Origin of the sequence: Lysobacter antibioticus (assembly GCF_000731095.1) — a bacterium.
GTDB lineage: Bacteria > Pseudomonadota > Gammaproteobacteria > Xanthomonadales > Xanthomonadaceae > Lysobacter > Lysobacter antibioticus_B.
In genome coordinates, this window is record NZ_JMTZ01000018.1 from 103550 (window position 1) to 117478 (window position 13929).

General features: G+C 67.6%; 10 protein-coding genes. 5 read left to right on the top strand and 5 right to left on the bottom strand.

The annotated features are described in order from the left end of the window. Nucleotides 1–132 precede the first annotated feature (132 nt). Nucleotides 133–1767 carry a malate synthase A gene (gene aceB / locus EX88_RS0107380; RefSeq protein ID WP_031371357.1) on the bottom strand — a complete coding sequence of 545 codons (1635 nt, stop codon included), beginning with the start codon at nt 1765–1767 and terminating at the stop codon, nt 133–135. A 150-nt stretch (nt 1768–1917) separates the two neighbouring features. Here aceB and EX88_RS0107385 point away from each other — a divergent pair, with 150 nt between their 5' ends. Next, nucleotides 1918–2886, top strand: a complete 969-nt coding sequence (locus tag EX88_RS0107385; RefSeq protein WP_031371358.1) for a LysR family transcriptional regulator — start codon at nt 1918–1920, stop codon at nt 2884–2886. A 130-nt stretch (nt 2887–3016) separates the two neighbouring features. On the opposite strand, the gene EX88_RS23590 is transcribed toward EX88_RS0107385, so the two are convergent. Further along, complete coding sequence (locus EX88_RS23590) at nt 3017–5968, bottom strand: collagenase (protein WP_081930700.1); 2952 nt, start codon at nt 5966–5968, stop codon at nt 3017–3019. A gap of 677 nt (nt 5969–6645) precedes the next feature. Between EX88_RS23590 and EX88_RS0107395 the strand changes: the two genes are divergently transcribed. Next, on the top strand, nt 6646–7374 hold the full coding sequence (locus EX88_RS0107395; RefSeq protein WP_081930702.1) for a GntR family transcriptional regulator: 729 nt from the start codon (nt 6646–6648) through the stop codon (nt 7372–7374). Between the two features lie 41 nt (nt 7375–7415). Here EX88_RS0107395 and EX88_RS0107400 read toward each other — a convergent pair whose 3' ends face one another. Continuing rightward, entirely contained in the window at nt 7416–8027 is a 612-nt protein-coding gene (locus EX88_RS0107400) for a 1-acyl-sn-glycerol-3-phosphate acyltransferase (protein WP_031371361.1), read from the bottom strand. A gap of 10 nt (nt 8028–8037) precedes the next feature. Next, nucleotides 8038–8451, bottom strand: a complete 414-nt coding sequence (arfB, locus tag EX88_RS0107405; RefSeq protein WP_031371362.1) for an alternative ribosome rescue aminoacyl-tRNA hydrolase ArfB — start codon at nt 8449–8451, stop codon at nt 8038–8040. 248 nt (nt 8452–8699) lie between these two features. Here arfB and EX88_RS0107410 point away from each other — a divergent pair, with 248 nt between their 5' ends. Both EX88_RS0107410 and EX88_RS0107415 read left to right on the top strand, forming a co-directional pair. Further along, nucleotides 8700–9284: a hypothetical protein gene (locus EX88_RS0107410; RefSeq protein WP_031371363.1), complete on the top strand. Its 585-nt coding sequence runs from the start codon at nt 8700–8702 to the stop codon at nt 9282–9284. Nucleotides 9285–9389: 105 nt separating this feature from the next. Beyond that, nucleotides 9390–9968 (top strand): DUF2059 domain-containing protein, encoded by a 579-nt coding sequence (locus EX88_RS0107415; RefSeq protein ID WP_031371364.1) that lies wholly within the window; start codon nt 9390–9392, stop codon nt 9966–9968. Nucleotides 9969–10055: 87 nt separating this feature from the next. On the opposite strand, the gene EX88_RS0107420 is transcribed toward EX88_RS0107415, so the two are convergent. Continuing rightward, on the bottom strand, nt 10056–10817 hold the full coding sequence (locus EX88_RS0107420; RefSeq protein ID WP_081930703.1) for a pseudouridine synthase: 762 nt from the start codon (nt 10815–10817) through the stop codon (nt 10056–10058). A 173-nt stretch (nt 10818–10990) separates the two neighbouring features. On the opposite strand from EX88_RS0107420, the gene EX88_RS0107425 reads away from it, so the two are divergent. After that, nucleotides 10991–13786, top strand: a complete 2796-nt coding sequence (locus EX88_RS0107425) for a M16 family metallopeptidase (protein ID WP_031371366.1) — start codon at nt 10991–10993, stop codon at nt 13784–13786. The last annotated feature ends 143 nt before the right edge of the window (nt 13787–13929 follow it).

Sequence of the window (13929 nt, forward strand, 5' to 3'; positions counted from 1 at the left end):
CCTTACGTATGGGTCGTGTGACGTGGGGTGTGGTGTGCTTGTGGATAGGAGCGGCGCCAGCCGCGACCTCGGGTTGGCCGACGTGGTTGCGGTGCCACGCTCGCGGTTCGCGCCGCGCCTACCCACAGCGGGTCAGTCGATGCGTTCGTAAGCCGGCAGGGTCAGGAACTCCGCGAGCGTGCCGGCGTGGGTCAGTGCATCGAGCATCGCGATGGCTTCGTCGAGCTTGCTGCCGCCCGGCAGCTTCATGCGGTCGGCGAGCTTGCTCGGCAGGCCGATCAGGGCGCGTTCGAGCAGGGCGAAATCGAGCGGCGTGCCGTCGTCGAGGAACAAGCCATCGGCGTGCAGCCATTGCCACAGCTGGGTGCGGGCGATCTCGGCGGTGGCGGCGTCTTCCATCAGCCAGTGGATCGGCACGCAACCGTTGCCTTCGAGCCAGGCGGCCAGATAACGCACGCAGACTTCGACGTTGCCTTCGAAACCGCTGCGGGTGATGGTGCCGAACGAGGGCTTGATCAGGTCGTCGCGGATGATCAGCACGTCGTCGCGCAGCACGTGCTGCTGGTGCGGGGTCGGCATGCGCTCGTCGAAGATGCGCATCGCCAGCGGAATCAGCGCCGGGTGCGCGACCCAGGTGCCGTCGTGGCCGGCGGTGACTTCGCGCAGCTTGTCGGCGCGCACCTTGGCCAGCGCGGCTTCGTTGGCGGCCTCGTCGCCGCTGATCGGGATCTGCGCGGCCATGCCGCCCATCGCATGCGCGCCGCGCTTGTGGCAGGTCTGGATCAACAGTTCCGAATAAGCGCGCAGGAACGGCTGGGTCATGGTGACTTGGCCGCGCTCCGGCAGGACCTTGTCGCGGTGCGCGCGGAAAGTCTTGAGGTAGGAGAACACGTAGTCCCAGCGGCCGCAGTTGAGGCCGGCGATGCGGCTGCGCAGCGCGTGCAGGATCTCGTCCATCTCGAACACGGCCGGCAGGGTCTCGATCAACACCGTGACCTTGATCTGGCCGGCAGCCAGGCCCAGCGCGCGCTCGACGTGGTCGAGCACCTCGTTCCACAGCTGCGCCTCTTCCATCGACTGCAGTTTGGGCAGGTAGAAGTACGGGCCGCGGTCCTTGGCGACCAGCGCGGCGGCGTTGTGGAAGGCGAACAGGCCCAGGTCGAACAAGCCGCCGGAGATCGGCGCGCCGTCGACGCGCAGGTGCTTCTCGTCGAGGTGCCAGCCGCGCGGCCGCACCATCAGCACCGCCTGCTCCTCGAAGGGCTTGAGGGTGTAGTGCTTGGAGCCGTCCGGTGCCATCCAGTCGAGGGTGCCGGCGACCGCCTTCTTGAGCGCACGCTGGCCGGTCAGCAGGTTGGCCCAGGTCGGCGCAGTGCTGTCCTCGAAGTCGGCCATGTAGACCTTGGCGCCCGAGTTGAGGGCGTTGATGACCATCTTCGGATCGCAGGGACCGGTGATCTCGACGCGGCGGTCGAGCAAGGCGGTCGGCAACGGCGCGACGCGCCAGTGGCCGGCGCGGATCGCGGCGGTGTCGGTGCGGAAGTCCGGCAGGCCGCCGGCATCGAAGAAGGCCTGGCGCTCGCGGCGGGCGGCGAGGCGGGCCTGGCGCACCGGCTCGAAACGGCGGTGCAGCCCGGCGAGGAACTCGAGGGCGGCCGGGGTCAGCAATTGCTCCTGTCCGGCCAGGCTGGCCGTGAGCTCGATGCCGTCACCCGGCTGACGTTGCTCCTGTTGCGGTTGCTGCCATTGCGCGATCACTGCCGACATCGGTGCGACTCCTGGGGGGATCATCCTTGGGGGGATCTGGCGGCTCCCGACGAGCCGGCCTCTTGCTCCAGACCATGCGCTGGCGTCTTGTATTTGACAATCAAGTTTTTTCAATGCATATCATTTGAATAACTTATAAGTACTTCTCATGTGGCCACGACACGCAGCCTAAGTCCGCGATTTGCTTACAAAGGCGACCGGCTCAAGCCGCTGCGCGCCTTCTGCCAGACCGCGCGCCTGGGCTCAGTCTCACGAGCTGCTGAGGCGCTATACCTGAGCCAACCGGCCGTGACCCTGCAATTGCAGGCGCTGGAGCGCGAGATGGGGGTGCGCCTGCTCGAGCGCAGCGGCCGCCGCCTGGCCCTGACCCGCGAGGGCCAGGAGCTGTACGAACTGGCCCGCCCCCTGGTCGAAGGCCTGGACGCCCTCGACGGCACCTTCCGCGAGCGCATCCGCGGCCTGGACGCGGGCGAACTCAATGTCGCCGCCGGCAGTTCGACCATCCTGTATCTGCTGCCGAAGATCGTCGAAGCCTTCCGCGCCGCCCACCCCGAGGTCCGCCTGACCCTGCACAACGTCACCGGCGCCGGCGGCCTGGACCTGTTGCGCTCGGATGCGGTCGACCTGGCGGTGGGTTCGATGCTCGACGTGCCCGGCGACCTCAGCTACGCCCCGGTCTACCGCTTCGAGCCGATGCTGATCACCCCGCGCGATCACCCGTTGGCCAAGCTCGACACCCTGACCCTGCAGGACCTCGGCCCCTACGGCCTGATCCTGCCGCCGCAACGGCTCACCACCTACCGCATGGTCGACGTGGTGTTCCAGCAGAACCGGGTGCCGTACACGGTCGCGCTCGAAGTCGGCGGCTGGGAGGTCATCAAGCAATACGTGGCGATGGGGCTCGGCATCAGCATCGTCACCGCGATCTGCCTGACCGACGCCGACCGAGCGCGTTTGTCGGCGCGTTCGCTGGCCGAGTATTTCCCTTCGCGCAGCTACGGCGTGGTGGTGCGCAAGGGCAAGTACCTGTCGCCGCAGGCGCGCGCCTTCACCGAGCTGATCCAGCCGGACCTGTTCGTGCGCGGCGATTACTACGCGACCGGCCAGTCCGACCGCTGATCGCCGATCGCTTACGCCCAAAAGAAAGGGGCTGGAGCTCGCGCTCCCGCCCCGTCGAAGTCACTCGGACTTCAGTCTTGCCCAAGCTCGCATAGTGCAAGCTCGCTAGTTCAAATTCGCTAGCGCAGGCTCAGTACTGCACGCTCACGCGCACGCCGCTGAAGTCGGTCGTGCCGTACAGGCTCACAAAGACATAGCCGACCGGCGGGTTGTTGACGGTCAGCGTCTCGGTGTTGCCGCTCGCGGTCGAACGATAGTTGTGCGCCGAGCGCGTGGCCCAGCTGCCCAGCGTGTTGACGTAGAGATCGGCGTTGCCGGTGCCGCCGGAGGTGGTGATGCGCAACTGCGTGGTGCCCGCCGGCACGTTCAAGAACATGTAGACATACCCACCCGCCGACGCAGCCAGGTTGCTGCGCGAGCAGTTCTTGCCGAGTTCGCGGGTATCGGCGGCACTGCATTCCGGCAGACCGCCGCCGCTGCTCACCGTCACGCTCTTGGCGAGCGTGGTGCGTGCACCGCGGTTGTCAGTCACCGTCAGCTGCACCGCATAGGTCCCGGCCGCGGCATAGGTCTTGACCGGATTCGTCGCGGTCGAGCTGGTGCCGTCGCCGAAGTTCCACGAACGCGAAGCGATGCTGCCGTCGGCATCGGACGAGCCATCGGTGAAGCTCACCTTCAGGCCTTCGATACGGGTGGTGAACGCCGCCACCGGCGGAGTGTTCGAGGTGCCGCCGGTAACCGTCACCGACTTGCTCGTGGTCGCCGTCGCACCGCGGTTGTCGGTGACCGTGAGCCGCACGGTGTAGGTGCCCGCGGTGGCGTAGGTCTTGCTCGGGTTGGTGGCGGTCGAGCTGGTGCCGTCGCCGAAACTCCACTGCCGCGAGGCGATGCTGCCGTCGGGATCGGACGAGCTGTCGCTGAAGTTCACCGTCAGACCGTTGGCGGCATGGCCGAAGCCCGCCACCGGCGGTTTATTGGGCGTGCCGCCGCAACCGGGCGCGTCCGGCGTGGCGACGCAGGGCAGCCAGGCACGGAAGGCGGCATCGTTGTTGCTGCCGATGCCGCCCATGAAGGTGGCGTAGCCGGTGTAGTTGCCGGGACGGAAGTAGCCCAGGATGCTGTTCACTTCGCTGCGGCGCTGCTCGAACATGAAACGCACCGCCAGATAACCCCAGCGATAGACCAGGTTCTGGCCGCTGTTGTAGTCGTTCTGATAGACCCGGCTGAGCGCGTAAGTACCGCGCGCGGCCTCGCTTTGCGCCGCCGTATTGGCCAGGTTGCGGTACGAGAACGACATGTACTCGGCGAAGCCTTCGACCCACCACACGGTCTTCTGCTTCATCGCCGCGTTGAAGTCGCCGAACATGTTGAAGCGGCCGTCGAGGTAATGGATGTATTCGTGGGTCAGGTTCCAGATCTCGAAGGTCTGCGGCCGCATCCATTCGGCCTCGTAGGCGATGAAGCGCGCCTGGTTGCCGGTCGCGGCCGGGTTGCCTTCCAGGTACATGCCGCCGTTGTTGGTGTTGATGCCGTACAGTGCGCCGGCATAAATGCCGTAGTCGGTGCTGCTGTCGAACACCACCATTTCCAGCGCGGCGTTCTGGTCGTTCGCGACCGGCACGCCGCCGGTGGCCATGGTCTGGTGGAAATAAGTCTCTTCGCCGGCGACGATCGCGCAGGTGTCGGCCAATTGCGCGGCGGTCATCGCCTGCGCGCGCAGGCGCAGGGTCGGACTGCAGGTGTGGCGGACCGGCAACGCCGCCGCGTCGACCCGGGCCTTGAAATCGCACAGGCCGTAGTAGCCGCAATTGGCCTTGTCGAAGTAATCGACCATCTCGCCGATGCCGACCCACAGGCGCGCGGTCGGGCCCGTCACCGAGGACCGGTCGAGCAGCGTCTTCGCCCGCGACTGGGCGATGCTCTTGACGTTGCCGGTGTATTGCAGGAAGCGGCCGATCTCGCGACCGGCGTTAGCCACCAGATAGTCGTCGGCCTGGCCCAGCATCGCGAAGTGGGTGTTGGCGAAGTTGTACAACGTGTCGACGATCGAGGGATCGGCCTGCACCGCGGTGCGGAACGCTTCGTCCTGGTGGCCGCGGAAGGTCACGTTGTAGGCGTTGTTGACCGCCACCTTCATCCAGTAATACGCGTTATAGCTGCTGTTGTAGCTGTCGAGCAGGCGCTTGACCACGTACAGATAGCGCGCGTTCTCGATCGAACTGTCGATCAGGGTGACGAACTCGGCCAGGGTTTCGCCGTGCACGTCGTTGACCAGGCCGAAATTCGCGTTGGCAGCGAAGGCGTCGAGCGCCGGGCGGATCGCATTCTTCAGCGGCGCGCCGTAGCTGCCGACGCTGGTGTCGTAGAACTGCACGTAGTAACCGGCGCGCAGGAACAGCACCAGTTGCAGGGTGCTGCCGGCGTTGGTGCCGTTGTAGTCGCGCGCGGACGTGGCCAGGGCGTTGGCGATGGTCACCATCTGCGCTTCGCGGAAGGTGCCGTAGGCGGTGGTGCCGCTCAGGCCGAACAACTGGTTGATGCAATCGGTGTCGGCGCTTTTGACCGCGGCGACCAGGGCGGCGCCGCTGAGGCTGGCGAACTGATTGGGGTCGCAAGCCGCCTCGGCCGCCTGCAGGCTGCGCGCGCTGAACTTGGCCAACGACGGCCGCTGCAGGATGTCGCGACGCGCGTCGGCGCCGTCGTAATCGGTGTCGGCGCGTTCGCGCAACAACGGCTGGTAGGGAATGCGCAGCGAGGGTTCGGCGGCGCGGTCTTGCTGGTGCGCATCGAAGATCTGCCGCTCCGTCGCTGGCGATTTACGCACCGCGGCGACGCGCGCGGCGGCCGTCTGCGCGGCCATCGCGCCATGGCCGACGGCGAAGCCGGAGGTTTGCAGCGGGGATCGAGCCGAGCCGGATTGAACCGAGTCGGATTGGATCGAACTCGATTGCAGCGGGCCCGATTCGGCGGACGCGCCGCTCAACGCGTCCCAGGGCAAGGCATAGCTCAGAAAGCTGACGGCGGTAACGACGGCGCCAAGCATGAGGGCTTGGGTCGGCCCCGGTTTGGGTGCAAAAGACATCGCATTCTCCTTTGATTGGACGTCGGGCCCGATGCGGCGGCGACATGCGGCCTGGCGATCGGGTCCGTGGCTCCGGATTGCGGAAAGTCATCGACGGTCGAACGAGTGGATGAGGGCTGCTCTCCTTGCTCGGTGAGTTGCGGCTCGGTGGTCGGGACGCGCGCATCGCGCACGTTCGTGGGGGACGGGACGGCCAGTGGCTCCAGGACAGGCGCGGCAGACGTCGCGAATCGGTCGGCGCGCGTTGGCGCAGCCCCATCCGCCGGGCAGCCGGGTTCGCGGTGCAGGCCTGGCCTGCCCCTCGATCGGTCCCGAGTCTGTTCACCGGCGGGCCCCCTGCCAGGCCGGTCACACGCCTGACATGTCGCCAGGCTATTTTGTATACCGTATACGGTATCTGCTAACTTGGACCGATTCCGTGACGTCAGTCTGTGGAGACGATCACCGTGCCAGGCAGACGCCCGTGCGCCGACGGACGGCGATCCGCGTCACCGCCCTGCCTGAGGCCAAGACCGCCCATTCGACGCCGGCCCCGGCCGCGCTTTCGCGAACCCGGATTCGAATCAGGCGACGCTCGCCAGCCTTGCTTTCCGACCCTACCCTCGCCCAGGCGCACGCAGGCGACCACCTCGCCCCCGGGCAGGCCGCAGGCGCTGGCGGTTGGGTAGACTGAACGCATGAGCATCGTCCCCCGTTCGCTATCCGACCAAGCCTTCGAAGTGGTCCGCGAACGCATTTTGTCGACGCAGATTCCGCCGCTCGCACCGATCCGCCAGGAGCTGCTCGCCGAGGAACTCGGCATCAGCAAGATCCCGCTGCGCGAAGCGCTGGGCCGGCTGGAACAACAGGGCTTGTTGAGCTCGCATCCCAACCGCGGCTTCTTCGTGCCGGCGATGACCGCCAGCGAGGCCGAGGAAGTGTTCGCGCTGCGCCTGAAGATCGAGCCCGACGCCGCCGCGCATGCCTGTCTGGAAGCGAGCGAGGACGAACGCAAGGCCGCGGGGACGGCGCTGGCCGCGCTGGAAACAGCCTCGAAGGCCGACGTCCACAGCGCGGTGCGCTTCAACCGCACCTTCCACCTGTCGCTGGTGCGGCCGGGCGGCCGCCACGTCACCACCCAGTTGGTCGAACGCCTGCAGGTGCTGGCCGAACGCTATGTGCGCAAGCACCTGGAGCCGGAAGGCCGCGAGGCCCGTGCGAGCAGCGAGCACCACGAGATCCTCGAGGCCTGGCTGGCGCGCGACTCCGCGCGCGTGGCCGACCTGCTGTGCGCCCACATCGTCTCGACCTTGAACGATCTGCGCCTGCAGCTCGAACAGATCGACAGCACCGGCGAGGCCGGCAAACCCGGTGGCAAACGCGCCGGGCGTCCACGCAAATTAACGCGCCGGCAAACGCCCGAATAAACGCGCAGAAACCGGCGCGCAGCCGGTCAGGTCAGATCGGGTCAGGTCGTGCCGTGGTGCTTGCCCTGCCAGGGTTTGTACCAGTCCCGGATGCGGCGCATGTCGGCATCCATGTCGTCGCCGAGCTGGAACGCCTCGCCGATGCCGATGATCTTGTCGGGGTAGTGGAAATACGCCGGCACCACCGGCACGTCCGCGGCCTTGGCGATCTTCCAGAACCCGGCTTTCCAGCGCTCGACGACTTTGCGCGTGCCCTCGGGCGCGAGACCGAACCAGAAATGTTCCTGGGCGCGGATCATCGCCGCGGCTTGCTCGATCACGCCGTGCGCGGCGCTGCGGTTGACCGGGATCACCCCGAGCGAACGCAACAGACCGCCGAGCAAAGGCACGCGGAACAGCGAGTCCTTGCCGAGGACCTTCACGTCCAGGCCCATCGCCGCCTTGGCCGCGAACCCCCAGACGCCGTCCCAGTTGGACGAATGCGGCGCGCCGATCAGCACCGCGCGCGGAATGTCGGGAAAGGCGCCGACCATGCGCCAGCCGCCGAGCCGCAGGATGGTGCGACCGACCCAGCGGGTGAAACGGTTGAAACGCACTTGCGGCACGTTCGGCGGCAAGGTCAGGACGATGTCGTCGCGGGCTGGCTGCTGCATGCGTGCTCCGTCAGTCCCAATTACTTTGCGAACGACCGCGCTTGGTCGTGCTGCGTTCGCGTTTGGCGCCGAGGCGGCGTTCCTTGGAAGCACGGCTGGGCTTGGTGGCGATGCGCGGCTTGGGCGCGCGCAGGCCGCTGTCGACGAAGGCGGCCAGGCGCACGCGGGCGTCCTCGCGGTTGCGTTCCTGGGTGCGGAAACGCTGCGCGCTGATCACCAGCACGCCCTCGGTGGTCACGCGCCGGTCGCGCTTGCTCAGCAAACGTTCGCGCACGGCGTCGGGCAACGAGGGCGATTGCGCGATATCGAAGCGCAATTCCACCGCTGTCGCGACCTTGTTTACGTTTTGCCCGCCCGGACCGGTCGAACGCACGAAGCGCTCGACCAATTCCTGTTCGGGAATCGTGATCGACAGATCCACCATGCTCTCCTCCGCCGGCGATTGTAGACCGGAGCGCGGTCGCGTCCATTACGCGGCATTGACGGGGCCCGGGCGAACCGCGGCTGAAGCCGGGCTTGACCGCGGCCGGCGGCTGTGCCGGCCGTCGTTGACGCGGCCGCAGGCGAGGCGGACCATGCCGGGACCGGTCCAAGGAGGAAGTCCGTATGCGCCAGCGCCTGCCCCGTTCGCTCGCCGCAGCCCCGCTTATGGCGGTCCGGCTCGCAACAGTCATGTTCGCCGCACTGTTCGCCGCCGCGCCTGCCGCGGCGCAGGACGCCTACCTCGACCCGGCCAATGTCGACGCCATCGCCTCGCCGCGTGCGCAGCGGCAAACCCTGCAATCGGCCCAGGCCATCGCCGAGGCGGTGGTCGGGCGGCCGGCGAATTCGACCGACCAGGAGATCCTGCGCAAGTACGCCGGCGTGCAGAGCGGCTTCATGCAGCAGCTGCAGAATGCCGCCAGCGCCGCCACGGCCAGCCAGTACGACGACGGTCGCCGGGACAACCGCTACGACGACAGTAACTACGGCCGCGACGCCTACGGCAACGTCTACGACCGCAACGGCTTCGAGCAGAGCAACGGCGGCTTCAGCGCCTCTGAGCTGCAGGCGCTGACCCAGCTGTCGCGCACCCCGGAGGGCCGCCGCGTGCTGGAGCAGATGGCGCAGCAGGGCTACGGCGCCGGCGGCGGCAACGGCTACGGCTCGGGCACACCGAAGCAGGTGTTGCGCGACGCCTTCCTGCAGGACCTGCTCAATGCGGCCTCCAACGCTGCCGCGCGTCCGGTCTATCGCCAGTACGAACGCCGCCCCTGATCGCCTCGGCGTTCGGGCGACCCCGGTAAACCCCACGACGGCGGCCGCGTTGACGGCCGGCGCGCGGCCACGGACGATGCCGTCCCCCTTCAAGGAAGAACACCCATGATCAAGCTGTCCCGCGGTCTCTCCATCGCCTTGCTGAGCGCCGCGCTGTGCGCGGCGCCGGCGTTCGCCGCCCGCCCGAGCGACGCCCAGATCGACCAGCTCATGCAGTCGATGAACTACGAGCGCATGAAGGGCGAAATGCTCAAGCAGATGCGCGAATCGGCCGAGATGATGGCCGTGGCCGAAGCCGGCGACCGGCTCGACGACAAGCAACGTGAAGCGCTCACGCGCAGCCTGACCCGACAGATGAGCATGGTCGAGCAGATGCTGGACTGGAAGGCCGTCGCGCCGATCTACCGCAAGGTCTACGGCGAAACCTTCGATGCCGCCGAAGTGCAGGCCATCATCGATTTCTACGGCAGCCCGGCCGGGCGCAGCATCATGGAGAAGATGCCGCAGGCGATGGGCCGGACCATGCAGGAAATGCAGCCGCTGATGAGGAGCATGTTCGAGCGCATGCAGCGCGAGCTGCGCGACGAGGTCAAGGACATCGTCGATGGCGACGGCAAGACCGCACCGGCACCGCCTGCACCGCCGGCGCCTCCCAGCGCGCCCCAGCCTGCGGCGGGCGGCTGAGCCGGCTTCGTCGCTAAGGCGCAGGAGCAGTCCCCCTGCCCCCTTTGCCAACGGAGGGAACTGCGCGCGGGTCGGGGCGCGTCGCCCTTAAACGGCGGGCGGCGCCTCGAACAAGGCCAGGGCCTTGGCGAACTCCGCGTCCGGCGGCGCCACCGCGACGATGCGTTCGCCGCTGAGCGGGTGCAGGAACGACAAGCGCTGCGCGTGCAGCAACATGCGATGGATGCCGAGCATGCGGAAGCTGCGGTTGTGGCGGCCGTCGCCGTGGCTGGTATCGCCGATCAGGTGATGCGACAGGTGTTTGAGGTGGCGACGGATCTGGCGGAAGCGCCCGGTCTGCGGCTGCGCCAGCAGCAGCGCATAGCGGGAGGTCTCGAAACCCGCCGACGGCAAGGCCAGCTCGGTACGACCGAGGCAACGAAAACGGGTCTGCGCCGGTTTCTTGACCGGCTTGCCGGGCCCGCCGTCGAGGTCGTGATCGACCTCGAACGCATCCTCGGCCGGCCAACCTCGGCAAACTGCCAGGTAGTCCTTCTCGACTTCGCGCGACATCAGCACCTTGCCCAGGGCCGAGGCCGCTTCGCGATCGAAGGCCAGCAACAGGCAGCCGCTGGTGGCGCGGTCGAGGCGGTGGACCAGGAAGATCGGCCGGCCGAACTGCGCGCGCAGGCGGTCGGCGGCGAAGTCGGTCTCGCCGCGCGCGAGCGCGCTGTCGTGAACCATCAGCCCCGCCGGCTTGTCGATGATTGCGATCGTCTCGTCGGCGTACAACACCGGCAAGCCGGCGGCGGCCACGTCCGCGCGCGGGCCGGCGTCTGAATCTGGGGTCGAACTGAACGTCGGGTTCATGAGGCCGTACACAGGCGCTAGGGTAATCAACCGCTATCTTCGTTTATTACGCCGAACGCTCACAGTGCGCCCATAAGACATTCAACGCTCACAGAGCGCCCATCGGGCATTCAACGCCCGCAGCGTCACCGAACATCAAGCGCTCCTGCGCCATCGAACATTTCAGGATTCTCATGCCTCACTACCGCACCCGTCTCGCCCCGCTCGCCGTCTCGCTCGGCCTCGCCCTCGGCCTGGCCCTGTCGCCGGCCCAGGCCGAATCGCCGAAGCCGCCGGCCGGGGTCAGCGCCGGCCCCTGCGTCGAGGGCATTTGCGAGTACCGCTTGAGCAACGGCCTGCGCGTGCTGCTGTTTCCCGATGCCAGCCAGCCCACGGTGACGGTCAACCTGATCTACGGCGTCGGCTCGCTGCAGGAGAACTACGGCGAGACTGGCATGGCCCACCTGCTCGAACACCTGTTGTTCAAGGGCACGCTGCGCCATCGCGATATTCCCGCCGAGATGAAGAAGCGCGGCATCGGCTTCAACGCCGAGACCTCGCTCGACCGCACCAACTACTTCGCTTCGTTCCCGGCCAACGACGCCACCCTGGACTGGCTGCTCGGCCTGGAAGCCGACCGCATGCTGCATTCCGACATCGCCCGCAAAGACCTCGACAGCGAAATGACCGTGGTCCGCAACGAGATGGAGAGCGGCGAGAACAGCCCGGTCGCGGCGCTGATGCAGCGCGTGCGTTCGACCGCCTACCTGTGGCACCACTACGGCAACAGCACCATCGGCGCGCGCAGCGACGTCGAAAACGTGCCGATCGAGCGTCTGCAGGCTTATTACCGCGCCTGGTACCGGCCCGATAACGCCACCCTGGTGCTGGCCGGCCGGCTCGACCCCGCCGCCACCTTGAACGCGGTCGCGCGTCATTTCGGCCCGCTCGCCAAGCCGTCCGAGCCGATGCGCAAGTTCTACACCCTCGACCCGGCCCAGGACGGCGAACGCGACGTCACCGTGCGCCGGGTCGGCGACATCCGCCTGTTGATGGCCGCCTACCACGTGCCCGCCGGCACGCATGCCGATGCCGCCGCGCTCGGCGTGCTCGACGAGGTGCTCGGCCACGTGCCGGGTGGCCGCCTGCACAAGGCCCTGGTCGAAAGCGGCCTGGCCGCGAGTGTCGGCGGCAGCAGCGAGCAACGCCAGGACCCCGGCCTGATGAGCGCGCTCGCCGCGGTACCGAAGGACGGCGATGCGGCCAAGGCCGAACAGGTGCTGATCGCCCAGCTCGAGCAGATCGAACGCCAGCCGGTCACCGCCGCCGAAGTCGAGGCCGCCAAGCAGCGCCTGCGCAACGGTTTCGAGCTGGCCTACACCAATGTTTCCGGCGTCGCGATGGGCCTGTCGGACGCGGTCGTCGCCGGCGACTGGCGCTTGTACTTCCACTACCGCGACGCGCTCGAAAAAGTCAGCGCCGACGACGTCAACCGCGTCGCCCGCCGCTACCTCACCGCGAGCAACCGCACCTTCGGTCGCTTCGTCCCGACCGACGCGCCGCAGCGGGTCGAGATCCCCACCGCACCGAGCGCCGCCACGGTACTGCAAGGCTATACCGGCAAGACCGCGATCGAGGCCGGCGAACATTTCGATCCGACCCCGGCCAACATCCAGGCCCGCACCGAGACCGTCACGATCGACACCGGCGTCGGCGGCGGACTCAAGCTCGCCCTGCTGCCGAAAAAGACCCGCGGCGCTACCGTCACCGTCTCGGCCTCGTTCAACTTCGCCGACCTCGCCGCACTGAAAGGCCGCGAAGTCGCCGGCAGCATCGCCGGCGCCCTGCTGATGCGCGGCAGCGAAGGCTTGAGCCGCCAACAGATCGACGAGCGCTTCGAAGCGCTCAAGACCACCGTCGGCATCAGCGGCAGCATGCAGTCGGCGCGGATCAGCCTGACCACGCGCCGCGAGCACCTCGGCGAAGCGCTCGCACTGGCGGCCAAGGTGCTGCGCACGCCGACCTATCCGGACAAGGAATTCGAGCAGTACCGCCTGCAGGCGATCACCGGCATGGAGGCCTCGCGCCAGGAGCCCGGCAGCATCGCCGGCATCGCCATGGCCCTGCATTTCGACCCCTGGCCGGCCGGGCATCCGCTGCACGCGATGAACCTGGACGAGTCGCTGGCGGCGATCAAGGCGCTCAAGGTCGACGACGTCCGCGCCTATCACCGCGACCTGTACGGTAGCGCCGAAGGCCAGATCAGCGTGGTCGGCGATTTCGACCCGGTCGCGCTGAAGCAACAACTGCGCAGCCTGTTCGCCGACTGGCGCCCCAAGCACGCGTTCGCGCCGATCGACACCCGCTACACCGCGGTCGCCGCCGAGCAGCGCCGCTTCGACACCCCGGACAAGCCCAACGGCGTGTTGCTGGCGCGCGCCAACCTGTCGCTGAAGGACACCGATGCCGACTTCCCGGCCCTGGTCGCGGCCAACTACATCCTTGGCGGCGGCACCATCAAATCGCGCCTGAGCGACCGCATCCGCCAGCAAGAGGGCCTGAGCTACGGCGTCGGCAGCGACCTCGACGCCGACAGCAGCCGCAGCGGCGTCGACGACGCCGGCAACTGGTCGATCGAAGCGATCGCCGCGCCGCAGAACCTGGACAAGGTCGAACGCGCGATGCGCGAGGAACTCGCACGCCTGATCAAGGAGGGTGTCGGCGCCGACGAACTGCGCGATGCGGTGTCCGGCCTGCTGACCCAGCGCGAGCAGGCCCGCGCCTCCGATCCGGCGATCGCCGCCGGCCTGGCCAGCAACTTGTTCTATGGCCGCACCATGCAGTTCTCGGCCGACCTCGATGCGAAATTCAAGGCCTTGACCGTCGACATCGTCAATGCGGCGATCCGCAAGCACCTCAAGCCCGAGCAGCTGAGCCTCTATACCGCCGGCGATTTTTCCGCTGCGAAGAAGGCGCCGGCGGACAAATAGGGCCGAGCCAAAGCTTGTGGCTGTGGCTGTGGCTGTGGCTGTGGCTGTGGCTGTGGCTGTGCGCAGCTTCGCATTAGCGAAGGCAAACGAAGACCCGGAGGGCGGCCCGCAGGGATGCGGGCCGTTTTTCATCGGGACAGGGA

Excerpts from the sequence above, each read along its gene's own strand:
- aceB (WP_031371357.1), bottom strand. The coding sequence starts at position 1,767 with ATGTCGGCAGTGATCGCGCAATGGCAGCAACCGCAACAGGAGCAACGT.
- EX88_RS23590 (WP_081930700.1), bottom strand. The coding sequence starts at position 5,968 with ATGTCTTTTGCACCCAAACCGGGGCCGACCCAAGCCCTCATGCTTGGC.
- EX88_RS0107395 (WP_081930702.1), top strand. The coding sequence starts at position 6,646 with ATGAGCATCGTCCCCCGTTCGCTATCCGACCAAGCCTTCGAAGTGGTC.
- EX88_RS0107400 (WP_031371361.1), bottom strand. The coding sequence starts at position 8,027 with ATGCAGCAGCCAGCCCGCGACGACATCGTCCTGACCTTGCCGCCGAAC.
- arfB (WP_031371362.1), bottom strand. The coding sequence starts at position 8,451 with ATGGTGGATCTGTCGATCACGATTCCCGAACAGGAATTGGTCGAGCGC.
- EX88_RS0107410 (WP_031371363.1), top strand. The coding sequence starts at position 8,700 with ATGTTCGCCGCACTGTTCGCCGCCGCGCCTGCCGCGGCGCAGGACGCC.
- EX88_RS0107415 (WP_031371364.1), top strand. The coding sequence starts at position 9,390 with ATGATCAAGCTGTCCCGCGGTCTCTCCATCGCCTTGCTGAGCGCCGCG.
- EX88_RS0107420 (WP_081930703.1), bottom strand. The coding sequence starts at position 10,817 with ATGAACCCGACGTTCAGTTCGACCCCAGATTCAGACGCCGGCCCGCGC.
- EX88_RS0107425 (WP_031371366.1), top strand. The coding sequence starts at position 10,991 with ATGCCTCACTACCGCACCCGTCTCGCCCCGCTCGCCGTCTCGCTCGGC.